The organism is Burkholderia sp. HI2761, from assembly GCF_002223355.1.
GTDB lineage: Bacteria > Pseudomonadota > Gammaproteobacteria > Burkholderiales > Burkholderiaceae > Burkholderia.
Genome location: NZ_NKFN01000007.1, coordinates 2338598 through 2353403, shown reverse-complemented (window position 1 = coordinate 2353403; position 14806 = coordinate 2338598). Strand labels below are relative to the sequence as shown.

At 67.5% G+C, this 14806-nt stretch carries 16 protein-coding genes and 1 pseudogene; 11 read left to right on the top strand and 6 right to left on the bottom strand.

Annotated features, from left to right (window positions below; all coding sequences use genetic code 11):
* Positions 1 to 42: 42 nt before the first annotated feature.
* From CFB46_RS28275 to CFB46_RS28255, 5 genes are all read left to right on the top strand, one after another.
* The gene (locus CFB46_RS28275) at positions 43 to 981 is read left to right on the top strand and encodes a helix-turn-helix domain-containing protein (RefSeq protein WP_089502032.1); all 939 of its coding nucleotides are present in this window, start codon (positions 43 to 45) and stop codon (positions 979 to 981) included.
* A gap of 161 nt (positions 982 to 1142) precedes the next feature.
* On the top strand, positions 1143 to 2351 hold the full coding sequence (locus CFB46_RS28270) for a porin (RefSeq protein WP_089502031.1): 1209 nt from the start codon (positions 1143 to 1145) through the stop codon (positions 2349 to 2351).
* Positions 2352 to 2648: 297 nt separating this feature from the next.
* Positions 2649 to 3887 (top strand): ABC transporter substrate-binding protein, encoded by a 1239-nt coding sequence (locus CFB46_RS28265; protein ID WP_089502030.1) that lies wholly within the window; start codon positions 2649 to 2651, stop codon positions 3885 to 3887.
* Positions 3888 to 3921: 34 nt separating this feature from the next.
* On the top strand, positions 3922 to 4791 hold the full coding sequence (locus tag CFB46_RS28260) for a carbohydrate ABC transporter permease (RefSeq protein ID WP_089502029.1): 870 nt from the start codon (positions 3922 to 3924) through the stop codon (positions 4789 to 4791).
* The gene (locus tag CFB46_RS28255; protein WP_089502028.1) at positions 4788 to 5648 is read left to right on the top strand and encodes a carbohydrate ABC transporter permease; all 861 of its coding nucleotides are present in this window, start codon (positions 4788 to 4790) and stop codon (positions 5646 to 5648) included. Before CFB46_RS28260 ends, CFB46_RS28255 begins: the two co-directional genes overlap by 4 nt.
* A gap of 32 nt (positions 5649 to 5680) precedes the next feature.
* On the opposite strand, the gene CFB46_RS28250 is transcribed toward CFB46_RS28255, so the two are convergent.
* A complete protein-coding gene (locus CFB46_RS28250) occupies positions 5681 to 6703 on the bottom strand; it encodes a LacI family DNA-binding transcriptional regulator (protein ID WP_089502027.1) in 1023 nt (340 codons plus the stop codon).
* Positions 6704 to 6709: 6 nt separating this feature from the next.
* Here CFB46_RS28250 and CFB46_RS28245 point away from each other — a divergent pair, with 6 nt between their 5' ends.
* The gene (locus CFB46_RS28245; protein ID WP_152777975.1) at positions 6710 to 7663 is read left to right on the top strand and encodes a phosphatidylinositol-specific phospholipase C; all 954 of its coding nucleotides are present in this window, start codon (positions 6710 to 6712) and stop codon (positions 7661 to 7663) included.
* Here CFB46_RS28245 and CFB46_RS28240 read toward each other — a convergent pair whose 3' ends face one another.
* Complete coding sequence (locus CFB46_RS28240) at positions 7664 to 8620, bottom strand: alpha/beta hydrolase family protein (RefSeq protein WP_089502025.1); 957 nt, start codon at positions 8618 to 8620, stop codon at positions 7664 to 7666.
* 54 nt (positions 8621 to 8674) lie between these two features.
* Positions 8675 to 8932: pseudogene (locus CFB46_RS28235) on the bottom strand (LysE family transporter); the annotation flags it as partial.
* An 88-nt stretch (positions 8933 to 9020) separates the two neighbouring features.
* On the opposite strand from CFB46_RS28235, the gene CFB46_RS28230 reads away from it, so the two are divergent.
* Complete coding sequence (locus tag CFB46_RS28230) at positions 9021 to 9323, top strand: type II toxin-antitoxin system HigB family toxin (protein ID WP_089502024.1); 303 nt, start codon at positions 9021 to 9023, stop codon at positions 9321 to 9323.
* A 4-nt stretch (positions 9324 to 9327) separates the two neighbouring features.
* Positions 9328 to 9690 (top strand): helix-turn-helix domain-containing protein, encoded by a 363-nt coding sequence (locus tag CFB46_RS28225; protein WP_089502023.1) that lies wholly within the window; start codon positions 9328 to 9330, stop codon positions 9688 to 9690.
* Positions 9691 to 9775: 85 nt separating this feature from the next.
* On the opposite strand, the gene CFB46_RS28220 is transcribed toward CFB46_RS28225, so the two are convergent.
* A complete protein-coding gene (locus CFB46_RS28220; RefSeq protein WP_089502022.1) occupies positions 9776 to 10387 on the bottom strand; it encodes a LysE family translocator in 612 nt (203 codons plus the stop codon).
* A gap of 101 nt (positions 10388 to 10488) precedes the next feature.
* On the opposite strand from CFB46_RS28220, the gene CFB46_RS28215 reads away from it, so the two are divergent.
* Positions 10489 to 11016, top strand: coding sequence for a GNAT family N-acetyltransferase (locus tag CFB46_RS28215; protein WP_089502021.1), 528 nt, complete (start codon positions 10489 to 10491; stop codon positions 11014 to 11016).
* Positions 11017 to 11034: 18 nt separating this feature from the next.
* Here CFB46_RS28215 and CFB46_RS28210 read toward each other — a convergent pair whose 3' ends face one another.
* Positions 11035 to 12096 carry an alkene reductase gene (locus CFB46_RS28210; RefSeq protein ID WP_089502020.1) on the bottom strand — a complete coding sequence of 354 codons (1062 nt, stop codon included), beginning with the start codon at positions 12094 to 12096 and terminating at the stop codon, positions 11035 to 11037.
* An 81-nt stretch (positions 12097 to 12177) separates the two neighbouring features.
* Positions 12178 to 12486, bottom strand: a complete 309-nt coding sequence (locus CFB46_RS28205; protein ID WP_027781035.1) for an ArsR/SmtB family transcription factor — start codon at positions 12484 to 12486, stop codon at positions 12178 to 12180.
* 247 nt (positions 12487 to 12733) lie between these two features.
* On the opposite strand from CFB46_RS28205, the gene CFB46_RS28200 reads away from it, so the two are divergent.
* Together CFB46_RS28200 and CFB46_RS28195 are read left to right on the top strand one after the other, a co-directional pair.
* On the top strand, positions 12734 to 13444 hold the full coding sequence (locus tag CFB46_RS28200; RefSeq protein ID WP_089502019.1) for an HAD family hydrolase: 711 nt from the start codon (positions 12734 to 12736) through the stop codon (positions 13442 to 13444).
* Between the two features lie 93 nt (positions 13445 to 13537).
* Positions 13538 to 14707, top strand: a complete 1170-nt coding sequence (locus CFB46_RS28195) for an alpha/beta fold hydrolase (protein ID WP_089502394.1) — start codon at positions 13538 to 13540, stop codon at positions 14705 to 14707.
* The last annotated feature ends 99 nt before the right edge of the window (positions 14708 to 14806 follow it).

Genomic DNA, 14806 nt, shown 5'->3' with positions numbered 1-14806 from the left:
GGTGGCCGCATCCAGTACCCAAGGGTTTTACCGGAGACGCCGATGCTGTTCCAGTCACGCTCACACGAAGACGTGCACGATCACGGGCTCGCGATCGCGGGCTGGCATCAGGTCTACCGTCAGATGACCCCCGGCCGCTTCAAGGGCACCGTCACGCAGGTGCTGTACGACGATTTCCACTTCTTCCGCGAGACGACCAACCGGCGCGTCGCGCAAACCGGGCTCGCGCCGCTCGGGCGCACGTCGCTCGCGGTGCCGCTGTCCGTACCGCTCGCGGGTACGTTCCAGGGGCAGCCGGTCGACGGCTATGCGCTGCTCGCGCTGCGCGCCGGCGAGGATTTCGAATTCCACACGCCGGAAGGGATGGGGCTCGTCGGGATCAGCGCGGCGTCCGACATGGTCGACGAGCTGTGCGAAGCCGAATTCGGCGCGGCCGCCGCGCGCAGGCTGCGGCACGTGACGCGGCTGTCCGATGCGCAGGGCGTCGCGCTCGGCGTGCGGCTGTCGGCGCTGATCGACGACGCCCAGCGCAACCCGGGCTGCCTCGAATATGCGGCCACCCGCAGGATGTTTCGCGATGCGATGCTCGGCATGTTCCTCGATGCGCTCGAACAAGGCATCGGCGTCGAGCGCCGCGACATCACGCACGCCACCTACAGCGATATCGTGAGCCGCTGCGAGAAGCATCTGCGCGAGCGCCCCGAGGAACCCGTCACCGTGCTCGAACTGTGCCGCGCGCTGCGCTGCAGCCGCCGCACGCTGCAAACGAGCTTTCAACGCGTGGCCGACGTCACGCCGGTCGGCTATCTGCGCACGATCCGGCTGAACGCGGTGCGTCGCCTGCTGCGCACGACGCCGGTGCAGCAGCTCGGCGTCGGCGAAGCCGCCGCGAGTTGGGGCTTCACGCACCTCGGTTATTTCGCGCGCGAGTATCGCGACCTGTTCGGCGAGCTGCCGTCGCAAACCCTGCGTCCCGAATGACCTGCTCGCGCCGCGACGGCGCTGCCGTGTATCGCCCGTCCTCCTCACCGTTTGCTGATTTGGGATAGAGGTCCGGAATTTTCGCTGGATAAAGTCCTGCCACCCATATCGACAACACCATCGATTTGCACTGCGAACCGATGAACATTGAGGGGCGGGACATGAAGAACGGACGACGACTGACCGCGGCAGCGGCTATGCTGGGTTGCCTGCATGCGCACGCGCAGACTTCGGGGAGCGTGACGCTGTACGGCACCGTGGACACCGGCATTATCTACTCGACCAACCAGCAGTTCACGCGCACCGACGGCAGCACGGGCGGCGGCCATGCGTGGCAGATGGGCGGCGGCAATCTCGTGCCGTCGCGCTTCGGCTTCCAGGGCGCCGAGCCGCTCGGCGGCGGCCTGAATGCGGTATTCACGCTCGAACAGCAGTTCCTGTCGGCGAGCGGGCAGGCGCTGCAGGGCGGCACCGCATTCAGCCGGCAGGCATGGGTCGGGCTGCGTCAGGACGGGGTCGGCACGCTCGGCCTCGGCCGGCAATACGACTCGTACACCGACATGCTCGGTGCGTACGTGTCGAGCAACAACTGGGCGACGCCGTACGGCTCGCATCTCGGCGACGTCGACAACCTGAATGCCGCATTCAACTTCAACAACGCGGTGAAATTCACCAGCGCCGATTTCAACGGGCTCACGTTCGGCGGCACGTTCAGCTTCGGCGGGCAGGCCGGCGATTTTTCCGCGAAACGCGGCTATGCGGTGGCCGCGACGTACACGCGTGCGCCGGTGGCGTTCTCGGTCGGCTACCTCGACCTGCATCAGCCGCTCGACGCGGCGCTCGGCGGCGCGAGCGGCTATATCGGCGATTTCGCGTGCAGCAACCCCGGCGCGATGTATTGCCTGCTGCAGGATGCCGGCTCGATGCGCGCGTTCGGCGCGGGCGGGTCGGTCACGTTCGGCGCGGCGACGCTCGCGCTGACCTACACGCATACGCGTCTGGGCGACAGTCGTTATTTCTCGACCGCCGCGCAGCCTCGCACGCAGGCGTTCACGTTCGACATCGGCGAGCTGAACGTCACGTACATGTTCACGCCCGCGCTGCAAGGCGGCGTCGCGTACATCTTCAACGCCGCGCATACGGACGGGCGCGGCACGACGCGGTTCCACCAGCTGAACGTCGGCACGAACTACAGCCTGTCGAAGCGCACGGCGCTGTATGCGGTCGCGATCGGCCAGATCGCGAGCGGCACGGGGCTTGGCACCGATGCGGACGGCAACGCGGCGAACTATGCGCAGATTCCGGTGCTCGCGAACAGCAATTCGAGCCGCCAACTGGCGGTGATGGCCGGGATTCGTGTGAACTTTTGACCTTGAACGGCGGACGGGGGCACTCCGGTCGCGTGCCGTCGTGCGGTCTTCATGCGCGTGGGCGGCATCGGGCGATTGATGGAAAGCCTTGCTTGAAAAAAACCGTCCGTATGCTTGACTGAATGGACCCGGATTGACGGAATGCGCGCGTCAGGTTGCCCGGCTTGCGGCTTGCCACAATACCTTCACGGTCTGCGTGAACAATGGCGACGCTTCAGGCGACCTGGCCTGTCGCCGGCGTTGCACACGTGTGCAACGCATGACCGTTCCGCTCCATACGCCGATCGAGAGAGACCCATGACCTTGCTGAGCCGCCTGCGCGCGCTGTCCGCCGCCCTTGCGCTGTCCTTCGCCGCCATGCACGCCGTGGCCGCCGATCTCGTCATCGCGGGCCGCGACGACATCTACGGCAAGGGGCTGGCAGACGCCGTCGCCGGCTTCAACAAGCTGCACCCGGGCACCGAGATCGAACTGCTCAAGCTGCCGAACGCGAACCTGTACCAGAAGCTCAAGCTGTCGATGCGCGAAGGCACCGGCGCCTACGACCTCGTGATGATGGACGACACGTGGGCGCCCGAATTTATCGGCAACGGCTGGCTGAAGCCGCTGCCCGCATCGCTCGCGGACGCCGATCTCGTGCCGTCCGCCGTCGCGCTCGGCCGCAATGCGTCCGGTGCGCTGTACGCGCTGCCGATCGTCGGCAACGTCGAGATGTTCGCGTACCGCAAGGATCTGCTCGCGAAGTACAAGCTGCAACCGCCGCGCAACTGGGACGACGTGCTGAAGATCGCGCAGACCGTCGGCGGTGCGGACAAGAGCGTGTCGGGCGTCGTGTTCCGCGGCACGAAAGGCAACCCGGTCGTCACGGGCTTCCTGCCGATCCTGTGGGCGTACGGCGGCGACGTGTTCGACCATGCCGGCAACGTGACGATCGATTCGCGCGAAGCGCAGGCCGCCCTGAAGACGTTCCTCGCGCTGAAGGCGTTCGCGCCGAAGGACGTCGACGTGTACGGCGCGGCCGAAGTGCGCGACGCATTGCAGCGCGGCACGGCCGCGCAGTCGATAGAAGTGTGGCCTGCGTGGGTGCCGGCGCTCGACGATCCGAAGCAGTCGCGCGTGGTCGGGCAGATCGCGCTGCAGCCGCCGCCGGGGCAGACCGCAGGGCCGGCGCCGATGCTCGGCATCTGGCAGATGGGCATTCCGAAGGACGCGCCGCACGCGAAGCTCGCGCAGGATTTCCTCGCTTACCTGAGCGCGCGCGATACGCAGACGCGCCTCGCCGGCATCGGCATTCCGCCGACGCGCCGCAGCGTCTTCAACGATCCGGCGCTGGTGCGCCAGTATCGCTGGTATCCCGATCAACTGAAGGCGCTCGAGGCCGGCCGCGCGCGGCCGCGCGTGAAGGACTGGCAGCAGGTCGAGAGCATTCTCGGCGATCAGTTGCAGCTCGCATTGACGGGGCAGGCCGCGCCCGATGCCGCGCTGCGCCAGGCGCAGCAGAAGATCGCGCAGGCGACGGCCGCGGCCGGCAAGTGACCGCGAACGTCAATCCGTCGGCCGGGGAGGCCGCATGAAAGCGTTCGGCCGCGGCCTGCCGTTCGTCGCGCTGCTCGGGCCGGCGCTGCTGGTGTTCGCCGCGCTTGCGCTGTATCCGGTCGCGCAGGTGCTGATCGACTCGTTCTGCCGGGTCGATTACTCGGCCGGCCGCCGCGCGTTCGTGGGGCTGGCGAACTATCGCGCGGTGCTCGGCGACGATGCGTTCACGGCCGGCTTCGGCAACACGCTGCGCTTCACGATCGTCGCGTCGCTCGCCGAAGTCGCGCTCGGTTTCGGCCTCGCGCTGCTGTTCGTGCGTGCGTTTCCGGGGCGGCGTATCGCGCTGCCGCTCGCGATCCTGCCGATGATGCTGTCCACGCTCGTGTGCTCGGCGATCTGGCGCAACTGGCTGAACTTCGACGGGTTCCTGAACGCGCTGCTCGCGGCGTTCGGCGTCGACGGCGTGCGCTGGCTGTCCGATCCGCACCTCGCGCTGTGGTCGCTCGCGCTCGTCGACGTGTGGCAGTGGACGCCGATGGCGTTCCTGATCGTGCTGGCCGGGCTGCAGTCGATCCCGCAGGAACTGTACGAAGCCGCACGCACCGACGGCGCGAGCGAATGGCAGTGCCTGCGCGACATCACGCTGCCGCTCGCGGCGCCGCAGATCGGCCTCGCGCTGCTGCTGCGCTCGATCGACACGTTCAAGCTGTTCGACAAGGTCTATGCGCTGACGGGCGGCGGCCCCGGCAATGCGACGCAGACGCTGTCGACCTACATTTACGACACGGGCTTCCGCTTCTTCAACGTCGGGCCGGCGAGTGCCGCGTCGGTGCTGATGCTCGCGGCGTCCGCGCTGCTGGTCTCGGGGTACGTATGGCAGACGGTTCGCAAGCGGCGCGCATGACGACGCAATCGGCGGGCATCTCGCGCGCACGAATGGGCGCCGCATTCGGTCACGCGGCGCCGTGGGCGCTGCGCGTCGTCGCGCTCGCGCTGTTGCTGCTCCCGTGCCTGTGGATGGCCGGCGCGGCCTTCATGCCGACACTCGAACGCCTCGATCATCCGTTGCGGATCTGGCCGGCCGCACCGACCGTCGAGCATTTTGTGTCGGTGTGGTCCAACGGCATCGGCGCGCCGCTCGCCAATTCGCTGCTGGTCGGCTTCGGCACGACGCTGCTCGCGCTGGCGCTCGCGTTTCCGGCAGCGTACGCACTCGTGCGGCTGCGGTTTCCGGCGCGGCTCGACCTGCTGTTCCTGGTGCTCGTGCTGGCGTTGAAACTGATGCCGCCGATCACGATCGCGGTGCCGCTGTTCGCGCTCGCGAAGCGGCTGCACCTGCTCGATTCGACGCTCGGCCTGATGCTCGCGTATCAAATCTACGCGCTGCCGATGGCGATCTGGATGCTGCTCGCGTTCGTGCGCGACGTACCGATCGAATACGAGGAAGCGGCGTGCATCGATGGCGCGGGGCTCGCGCGGCGGCTCGTGCAGATCGTGCTGCCGCTGTGCGCGCCCGGGCTGATCGCGACCGCGATCTTCGTGTTCATCGCGGCCTGGAACGAATTCCTGATCGCATTGCTGTTCGTGTCGACGCCGAGCCGCTTCACGCTGCCGCTCGCGATTGCCGGCTACGTGACGGAGAACGGCATCGACTGGGGCGACCTGATGAGCGCGGGGCTGATGGCGTCGCTGCCCACGCTCGCCGTGGCCGGCTATGTGCAGCGCTACCTGTTGCGCGGGTTCGCGGGCGGGTTGAAGTGACGCGCGGCGCGGCCGCGCCCGGTCTGGCGTCGTTACGCGCAACTGTCCCGCACCACCTGCGTGACCGGTACGACGCACGTGCGCGACGGGCCGTCGAACGTCTGCATCCGGTCGGCGAGCAGGTCGATCGCCGCGTGCGCGAGGCCGCGCGTGTCCTGCCGCAGCGTCGTCAGCCGATACGCATCGTATTCGGCGGCGGGGATGTCGTCGAAGCCGATCACGCGCAGATCCTCCGGCACGCGCAAGCCGAATTCGCCGCGCGCGACGTCGATCACGCCGAGCGCGAGCAGGTCGGACGAGCAGAACACGCCGTCGGGCCGCTCGCCGCTCGCGAACAGTTGCCGCGCGGCGTCGATCCCGCTGGCATGGGTGTCGGACGGCGTGTCGAACATGCGTACGAGCGTCGCGTCGAACGCGTCGCGTTGCCCGATCGCCTGCTCGAACGCCACGGCGCGCGACCGCGCGCTGTAGCTCGCGCCGCGCGGCCCGACGAACGCGAGCCGGCGCGCGCCGGCCCGCACGAGCCGCTGCGCGGCATGGGCGGCGCCCGCCGCGTTGTCGCTGACGACCACATCCGCGCCCGGCAGGTTCGCTTCGCGGTTGATCATCACGACCGGAATCCGGTGCTCGAGATACTGCTGCGCGACCGACAGCGGCGGCGATGCGGACGTCATCACGAGGCCCGCGATCCGATAGCTCAGCAGTTGTTCGAGCGATTGCCGGACCTGGCGCGGATCTTCCGCATTGGTCACGAGCGGCGTGAACGCGCGCTGCCCGAGCGCGGCCATCAGGTCCGACAGCAGCCGCGCGCGGAACGGGTTCTCGAACCCGGCCGTCACGACGCCGATCATGCTGCTGCGCTGCGTGATCATGTCGCGCGCGATCAGGTTGACCTGGTAGCCCAGCGCACGCGCGGCGACCATCACGCGCTCACGTGTTTGCGGTGCGATGCTTGCCGTCGGCGAGAACGCGCGCGACACTGCTGAACGCGAGACGCCGGCCCGCGCCGCGACATCCGCCGCGGTGACCCACGGTTTTCTTTCCTTGTCATTCATCGATTCATGATCCCTTCGAGCCACGATACGTGCATGCCGCCTGCCGACTGGATGTCGGCGCTCGACGACGCGCGGCCGCTGCATACGCTGACCCTACCGGGCAGCCATGACACCTGTGCGTATACGGTCGACGATCGGCTGGTGCGCACGCAGCGTGCGCCGCTCGATGCGCAACTCGCACATGGCGTGCGGCTGCTCGACATCCGCTGCCGGCACGCGCGCGATGCATTCGACATCCGCTGCCGGCACGCGCGCGATGCATTCGACATCCATCATGGCGGCATCGCGCTCGGCATGACGTTCGACGACGTGCTGGCAACCTGTACGCGCTTTCTCGATACGCATCCGCGCGAATGCATCGTGATGTCGGTGAAGGACGAGTGGCCGGCGCAGGCGTGCACGCGCGGTTTCGATGCGACGTTCGACGCGCATCGCGCGCGGCATCCGCGGCTGCGCTGGCATGCCGGCGGCGCGCTGCCGACGCTCGGCGACGTGCGCGGCGCGATCGTGCTGTTGCGGCGCTTTCGCAGCGGCCGGCCGCTCGGCATCGACCTCACCGCGTGGCCCGACAACGCGACGTTTACGATCGACCATCCGGACGGTGCATTCGTGATCCAGGACGAATATCGCGTGCCGGTGGCCGCGTCGATCGCGTGGAAGTGGCGCGCGATCGACGCGTTGCTGACGCATCTGCCGTTGCCGGACAGCGGCCGCTGGGCGCTCAGTTTCTGCAGCGGAACGGGGATGGGGGCGAATCCGTCGGTGGTCGCATTCGGCGATGGCCGCGTGCAGGGCATTCATGCGCGACTGGCCGAGCGCTTGCGCGAGCAGCGCGGCCCGTACGGCGCGGTGCTGCTCGATTTCTGCGACGGCGACGACTGGGCGCTGGTGCGTGCGCTGATCGAATGCAACGATCATGTGCCGGCGCCGGGCACGTGGCGCAAGGCGTTTCGCTGTTAGTTAGCGAAGATTCGCGTTGAAGAATGCGAGTGCCTTCGCGTCGAACGAGGCGTGGAACGCGGTGCGATCGAATCCCTTTGCGTCCGTGCAGATGTCGGGCGCGTCGTGGGCCAGTTGTTCGGGGCACGGCGCGAGAAACGCGAAATGCGCGGAATTCGGCACGACGTGGAAGTCAGGCCGTTGCGGCAGCAGCGCGGCCAGCGCGGGGGCCGTGTCCGGCTCCACGCCGTCGCCGCCTGCCTCGGACGCCCAGAGCTGGATCGGTGCATGCACGTCCTTTAGCGTATCGGCCGTCGGGAATTCGTCGAGCGGATCGGCGAGCACGTAGGCCTTGATGCGCGGGTCGTGCATCAGCGGCGCCTTCGGCAGGTCGCCGGCCCAGATCTGCTTGCAGATCGGCCAGGTCGGGTCAGGGCAGGCGACCGGCGCGTGTGCGAAATCCGGATTGCCGCCGGCGAGTACGAGGCCCGTATACCCGCCGCGCGAAAAGCCGAAGAAACCGACGCGCGCCCGGTCGATGTGCGCGGCATCCGGCGCGTGATCGAGCATGTAGTCCACCAGGCGCTTGATATCGGCCGGCCGCTCGACGAAGTCCTGCAGGTCGGTCGCGCGGCTCATGTCGGAGAACGTGTCGCCCGGATGGTTGATCGCCGCGATGACGAAGCCCGCATTGGCGAGTGTTTCGGCCAGATCGTGGTGGCCGAGGAATGTGCCGCCATGACCGTGCGAGATCACGACGAGCGGAAGCTTGTCGCCGGCGGTCGGGCAGTCGCGACGTCCTTTCAGTGTGTAAGGGCCGACCGTGAGCGTTTGCATCGCCTCCGCGCACGGCGTCCACACGATCGCACGCAACTCGGGGCCGGATGCATCGGCGGGGATCCGGACGAACTTGACACCGGCCGCGTGCGCGACCGTGGCGGACAGGCAGAGCAGGACAGTCGATAGCCAGGTTTTCATGTCGATTCCCGAGGCGACGGACAAAGGGAGGCGCGATGCGCGCCGGCCGGCGGCTTACCGCGTCGCGATCGCCACCGCCGCACCGGCCATCGCGGTCGCGCTCGTGCGGTTCGCGATCCGCTTCGCGCGGGCCGACGTCAGGAATGCGCGGGCGCGCGACGCGAGCAACGACCAGAAGCAGTCGGCGAGAATCAGGATCGCCAACATCGTGCCGACGAGTTCGGCCCACGCGACGATGCCGACATGCGTCAGATCGACGATCGTCGGCAGCAGCGCGAGATAGAACGCCATGATCTTCGGGTTGCCGAGCGTGCCTGTAAATACATATTGGTAGAGCACCTGAATTAGCCAGCCACACGGTCGCTTGTGATAGTCCCAATATGGGACTATAATGCATCGCATGCGAATCGTTGCCAAGAGAACCCTCCTGACCTTCATCGAGCGGCATGCGCAGTCCGAGCAGCAACTGCTCGCATGGTACGCGGAAGCATCGAAGGCGAACTGGAAGACCCCGCAGGACATCAAGGATCAGTACGCGAGTGCCAGCTTCATCGGTCGGAATCGGGTGGTGTTCAATATCAAAGGAAACGACTTCCGACTGATTGTTGCGGTCGCGTACCAGGTCGGCGTCGTGTACGTGAAGTTTGTGGGAACGCACGCGGAATACGACAAGGTGGACGCGGTGACCGTGGAAATGGAGTAACGATATGGACATTCAACCGATTCGAACCGAGGCCGATTACGACGCCGCCCTGAAGGTGGTGTCCAGACTCGTCGACGCCGATCCGGCGCCGGGCACGCCCGAGGGCGACCAGCTCGAGATTCTCGCGATCCTCGTCGAGAAGTATGAGAGTGAGCATTTCCCGCTGCGGGCTCCGACGCCGGTCGAGGCGATTCGCTTCCGAATGGAGCAGGCTGGCCTGTCGGTGCCGGACATGCGACCGTACATCGGGAACAGCAACCGTGTGTACGAAGTGCTGAATGGTCGGCGCGAGTTGAGCTTGGCGATGATCCGTAGGTTGCACGAGGGCCTGCATATTCCGGCCGATGTGCTGATCGGGGCAACCTGAAGCATTTGAGGGTGACTTGGTCGCTTCGAGCGTGATGCGCGATGTATCGCGCTTGCAGAAAAGATGCGCCGCGCGAAGGCGCCGCTTACCGCGTCGCGATCGCCACCGCCGCACCGGCCATCGCGGTCGCGCTCGTGCGGTTCGCGATCCGCTTCGCGCATGCCGAGGTGAGCAACGCACGCGCACGCGAAGCGAGCAGCGACCAGAAGCAGTCGGCGAGAATCAGGATGGCCAACATCGTGCCGACGAGTTCGGCCCACGCGACGATGCCGACATGCGTCAGATCGACGATCGTCGGCAGCAGCGCGAGATAGAACAGCATGATTTTCGGGTTGCCGAGCGTGACCAGCATGCCCGCGACGAACATGCGCCACGGCGACTGGCCGCGCGGCAGGTCGTCCCCACCCGTATCGGTCGGCGCGCTCCACATCTTCCACGCGAGGAACAGCAGGTATGCGACGCCGAGCAGCTTGAGCACGATCAGGCCCGTTGCGAACGTGCGCACGAACGCGGACAGCCCCGCGACCGCGAGCGTGAGCCACAGCGCTTCGCCGAGCCACATGGCGGCGAGGAACGGCAGCACGTCGCGCACGCCGTTCGTCAGCACGCGCGCGACGAGCGCGGCGACGCTCGGGCCGGGCGTGCCGGCCGTGACGAGCAGTGCGAAGGCGAAGACGGCGAGTGCGGACAACGTCATGACGGACCTCGTGGATCGGGCGTTCGAAACGTTCGAAACGATACGTATGAAGTTTCGATTATAGTGACGGCCGTTCCAGAGTGCCTGCCCGAATTGCCGTCATGCCTGCATCGATCCTGATTCGCCCCGCCACGCGGGAAGACGCGGCCGCGATGGCCGCCGTGGAAGTCGCCGCCGCGCAGCGGTTTCGCGCAATTGGCATGGCCGATATCGCCGACGGCGAGCCCACCGATGCGGCCGCCGTGCTCGTGCGGATCGACGACGGTCGCGCGTATGTCGCGGTCGATCCGCACGGCACGTGCGTCGGATTCGCGTTTTACCGGCTGCTCGATGTGCAGCGGTTGTATCTGGAGGAACTGGACGTCGCGCCGTCGCATGCCGGACAGCGGATCGGCGCACGTCTCATCGAACAGGTGATGGTGTGCGCGGCGCGGGAGCACGTCGAGCAGGTGGTGCTGTCGACGTTCCGCGACGCGCCGTGGAACGCGCCTTACTACGCACGCCTCGGTTTCCGGATCGTCGACGATGCGGCGCTCGACGACGCGCTGCGCGCGATCCGCGCGCACCACGTCGCGCTCGGTCTCGACGAAACGCGGCGCGTGTTCATGCGTGCGGACGTGCACGCCTGAGCACGCGCCGTCGTGCCGTCAGGCCGCGTCGCTCAGCGCCGGGTAGTCGGTGTAGCCCGTTTCGCCTTCCGCGTAGAACGTCTCCGGCACCGGCTTGTTGAGCGGCGCACCGATTTCGAGGCGGCGCGGCAGGTCCGGGTTCGCGATGAACAGCTTGCCCCAGGCGATCGCGTCGGCGCTGCCGTTCGCGAGCGCGGCCTGCGCGGTATCGAGCGTGAACTGCTCGTTCGCGATCAGCGGGCCGCCGAACGCTTCCTTCAGGCGCGGGCTCAAGTGGTCGCCCGAATACGATTCGCGCGTGAAGATGAACGCGATCTTGCGGCGGCCGAGTTCGCGCGCGACATAACCGAACGTTGCCGCCGGATCGGAGTCGCCCATCGTATGCGCGTCGCCGCGCGGTGCGAGGTGCACGCCGACCCGGCCGGCGCCCCACACGTCGATCGCCGCGTCGACCACTTCGAGCATCAGGCGGGCGCGATTCTCGATCGGGCCGCCGTACGCATCGGTGCGGTGATTGGTGCTGTCCTGCAGGAACTGGTCGAGCAGGTAGCCGTTCGCGCCGTGAATCTCCACGCCGTCGAAGCCCGCTGCCTTCGCGTTCTCGGCGCCCTTGCGGTACGCGGCGACGATGCCCGGAATTTCGTCGAGTTCGAGCGCGCGCGGCGTCACGTACGGACGCTGCGGACGCACGAGGCTCACGTGACCGCCCGCGGCGATCGCGCTCGGCGCGACCGGCAGGTCGCCGTTCAGGAACATCGGATCGGAGATCCGGCCGACGTGCCAGAGTTGCAGCACGATGCGCCCGCCGGCCGCGTGCACGGCCTGCGTGATCTGCTTCCAGCCTTCGACTTGCTCGTCGGACCAGATGCCGGGCGTGTCGGCATAGCCGACGCCTTGCGGCGTGACCGACGTCGCTTCGGTAATGATCAGGCCGGCCGATGCGCGCTCGGCGTAGTAGCGCGCCATCAGCGCGTTCGGCACGCGCGCCGCGCCCGCACGGGAGCGGGTGAGCGGCGCCATCACGATGCGGTTCGGCAGGGTCAGGTCGCCGAGGGTAACGGGATCGAACAGTGTGGGCATGGCAAATAACCTCTTCACGAAAGGCGGGGAAGCCATCGCGTCATGTGCGATGGCGCCCCGCATGGCCGGTTCGGCCGTTGGCTAGAGTTCGCGGCGCAGGGCGTCGAGAAATGCGTCGATGACGGCCTCGTTGCGCCGGAAGAACGCCCATTGGCCGATCCGCGTCGACGTCACGAGCCCCGCGCGCTGCAGCGTGGCGAGGTGCGCGGAGACGGTCGACTGCGACAGCCCGCAGCGCGCGTCGATCTGGCCCGCGCAGACACCGTGTTCGTACGGCAGCGTCTGCTGCGGAAAATGTTCGCCGGGCGTTTTCAGCCAGACGAGGATCTCCCGGCGCACGGGGTTCGAGAGCGCTTTCAGGATCGCGTCGATGTCGAGTTCGGTCGGCATGGAAAGGGTGGGTGTTTCGATCAGGCAAACGGGTATCGTCGATGGGCGAATCTTATATCGTATTTCGACGATATTCTTGAAAGCACTGTCGACAATGGGGTTGATAGCGTGCGGCGATCGCGGGGGCGGATCAACGGCGGGCGAAGCGCGTTCCACATGGCCGCCGGTTTCAGGCCATCTCGTCGACGATTCCCTATCGCCACCCGCGTAACATACGTGCCATCGCGCTTTGCTTACGGAGTCGTTCATGCCTGTTCGGGCCGTCATATTCGATTTCGACCTGACGCTGGCGGATTCGTCCGCCGCGATCATCGCGTGCACCGAATATGCGCTGCATCAGCTCGGCGCCGCCGGCCCGACACCCGCGCAGATCGGCGCCGTGATCGGGCTGCCGCTGCCGGACATGTTCCGTTCGTTGACGGGAGACACCGGTGCGGCGCGGGCCGATGCGTTCGCGCGGCATTTCGTGGCGCGCGCCGACGAGATCATGGTGCCCGGCACCCGTATTTATCCCGAAGTGCCGCCATTGCTTGCGGCGTTACGCGAGCAAGGGCTCGCCGTCGCGATCGTGTCGTCCAAGTTTCGCTACCGGATCGAGGCGATTCTCGAACGCAATGGCTTGCAATCGTTGGTCGACGTGCTGATCGGCGGGGAAGACGTGCAGCGCCACAAGCCGGACCCGGAAGGGCTCGTGCAGGCACTGGCGCGGCTGGGCTTGCCGGCTGCGGCGGCGATCTACGTCGGCGACCACGCGGTGGACGCGCAGGCGGCCGAGCGTGCCGGCGTGCCGTTCGTCGGCGCGGTGAGCGGCATGACGTCGTTCGACGCGTGGGCGCGCGCCGGCAAGCAGGCGGTGCCGACGCATATCGGCGAACTGGCCGGCATCGTGCAGCGGATGCAGCGTCGAGCGGGCGAAGCGTGCGCCGACGCCGAACCGGGTGCGCAACCGGCCGGCTGACCCGTTTTCCGCAACGGGCGGCACCGAGCGACGGATTCTGCGACCATCGCCGTTCAAGTCATATCCGCCACCCGAGTCGCCGCCATGTCCGTCATTTCCGTCATTTCCGTCGCCTTTGCCCGCATCCGACGCTCGCGTGCGTTGCCCGATGCGCGCGCCCTGTCATTCGCCGTTCCACTCGCGGTAGCCTGCGCCGTGGCCGGCATGCTGGGCGGCGCGCAGCATGCCGCAGCCGCCACGCCCACGCAGCGCGAACGTCTCGAAGCGCCGGTCAAGGCCGTCGCCGACCAGCGCGTGACCGTCGACACGCCGCAGGGCCGTGCGGAGCTGCCCGTCTACGCCGACCATCCGCTCGACCAGGCCGCGCCCGACGTCACGCGGGTGTTCATCGTGATTCACGGCACGCTCCGTAACGCCGACGCGTACTACGCATCGGGGCGCAAGGTCGTCGAAAAGGCCGGTGCAACCGGCGCGGGCACGATGGTGGTCGCGCCGCAGTTCCTGACACGCGCCGATACGCGGGCGTTTTCGTTGGGCGTATCGACGCTCGCGTGGACGGAGGAAGGATGGAAGGGCGGCGAACCGGCGCGCGAGCCGGGCCCGATCAGTTCGTTCGCGGCGCTTGACGCGTTGCTCGCGCATTTCGCCGACCGCGGCCTGTATCCGTCGTTGTCGACGGTCGTCGTGATCGGCCACTCTGCCGGCGCACAATTGCTGCAGCGTTATGCGGTGGCCGGGCGCGAAGGCGACGCGCTCGCGCGCACCGGCATTGCCGTGCGCTACGTGGTCGCGAACCCGTCGAGTTACCTGTATTTCGACGACGAACGGCCGAATGCCGAGGCCATTGCAGGCGGCGCCTGCCCGCGCGCGACCGAATGGAAGTACGGGCTGAAGTCGGCGCCGCCGTACGTTGCGTCGCAGGACGTGCGCGACCTCGAAACGCGCTACGTCGCGCGTCATGTCGTGTACCTGCTCGGGCAGGCCGACACGAATCCCTACACGCATTTCATCGACCGCTCGTGCGCGGCGATGGCGCAGGGGCCGTACCGGCTGGCGCGCGGGCTCGCCTATTTCGATTACCTGAAGAAGCGCCATCCGGACGATCTCGCGCAGCAGGTCGTCGAAGTGCCGGGTGTCGGGCATGACGGCCTCGGCATGTTCACGTCCGCTTGCGGGCTGGCCGTGTTGTTCGGGCAGGCGTTGCCGCAGTCGTGTCCGGTCGTCGCCGGCACCGCGCCGGACCTGCGCGCAGCGGGGCAGTGAGCCCGCGTGCAAGGCTCGCCCGTGACGAAAAGCGATCGACCGGAAAATGCACGCATCGTGGGCGGCTCCGTCCATCTTGCGGGCGAACGGGACGACGGC

Excerpts from the sequence above, each read along its gene's own strand:
- CFB46_RS28215 (WP_089502021.1), top strand. The coding sequence starts at position 10,489 with ATGCCTGCATCGATCCTGATTCGCCCCGCCACGCGGGAAGACGCGGCC.
- CFB46_RS28245 (WP_152777975.1), top strand. The coding sequence starts at position 6,710 with ATGATCCCTTCGAGCCACGATACGTGCATGCCGCCTGCCGACTGGATG.
- CFB46_RS28210 (WP_089502020.1), bottom strand. The coding sequence starts at position 12,096 with ATGCCCACACTGTTCGATCCCGTTACCCTCGGCGACCTGACCCTGCCG.
- CFB46_RS28270 (WP_089502031.1), top strand. The coding sequence starts at position 1,143 with ATGAAGAACGGACGACGACTGACCGCGGCAGCGGCTATGCTGGGTTGC.
- CFB46_RS28250 (WP_089502027.1), bottom strand. The coding sequence starts at position 6,703 with ATGAATGACAAGGAAAGAAAACCGTGGGTCACCGCGGCGGATGTCGCG.
- CFB46_RS28230 (WP_089502024.1), top strand. The coding sequence starts at position 9,021 with ATGCGAATCGTTGCCAAGAGAACCCTCCTGACCTTCATCGAGCGGCAT.
- CFB46_RS28240 (WP_089502025.1), bottom strand. The coding sequence starts at position 8,620 with ATGAAAACCTGGCTATCGACTGTCCTGCTCTGCCTGTCCGCCACGGTC.
- CFB46_RS28205 (WP_027781035.1), bottom strand. The coding sequence starts at position 12,486 with ATGCCGACCGAACTCGACATCGACGCGATCCTGAAAGCGCTCTCGAAC.
- CFB46_RS28275 (WP_089502032.1), top strand. The coding sequence starts at position 43 with ATGCTGTTCCAGTCACGCTCACACGAAGACGTGCACGATCACGGGCTC.
- CFB46_RS28255 (WP_089502028.1), top strand. The coding sequence starts at position 4,788 with ATGACGACGCAATCGGCGGGCATCTCGCGCGCACGAATGGGCGCCGCA.
- CFB46_RS28225 (WP_089502023.1), top strand. The coding sequence starts at position 9,328 with ATGGACATTCAACCGATTCGAACCGAGGCCGATTACGACGCCGCCCTG.
- CFB46_RS28260 (WP_089502029.1), top strand. The coding sequence starts at position 3,922 with ATGAAAGCGTTCGGCCGCGGCCTGCCGTTCGTCGCGCTGCTCGGGCCG.
- CFB46_RS28200 (WP_089502019.1), top strand. The coding sequence starts at position 12,734 with ATGCCTGTTCGGGCCGTCATATTCGATTTCGACCTGACGCTGGCGGAT.
- CFB46_RS28265 (WP_089502030.1), top strand. The coding sequence starts at position 2,649 with ATGACCTTGCTGAGCCGCCTGCGCGCGCTGTCCGCCGCCCTTGCGCTG.
- CFB46_RS28220 (WP_089502022.1), bottom strand. The coding sequence starts at position 10,387 with ATGACGTTGTCCGCACTCGCCGTCTTCGCCTTCGCACTGCTCGTCACG.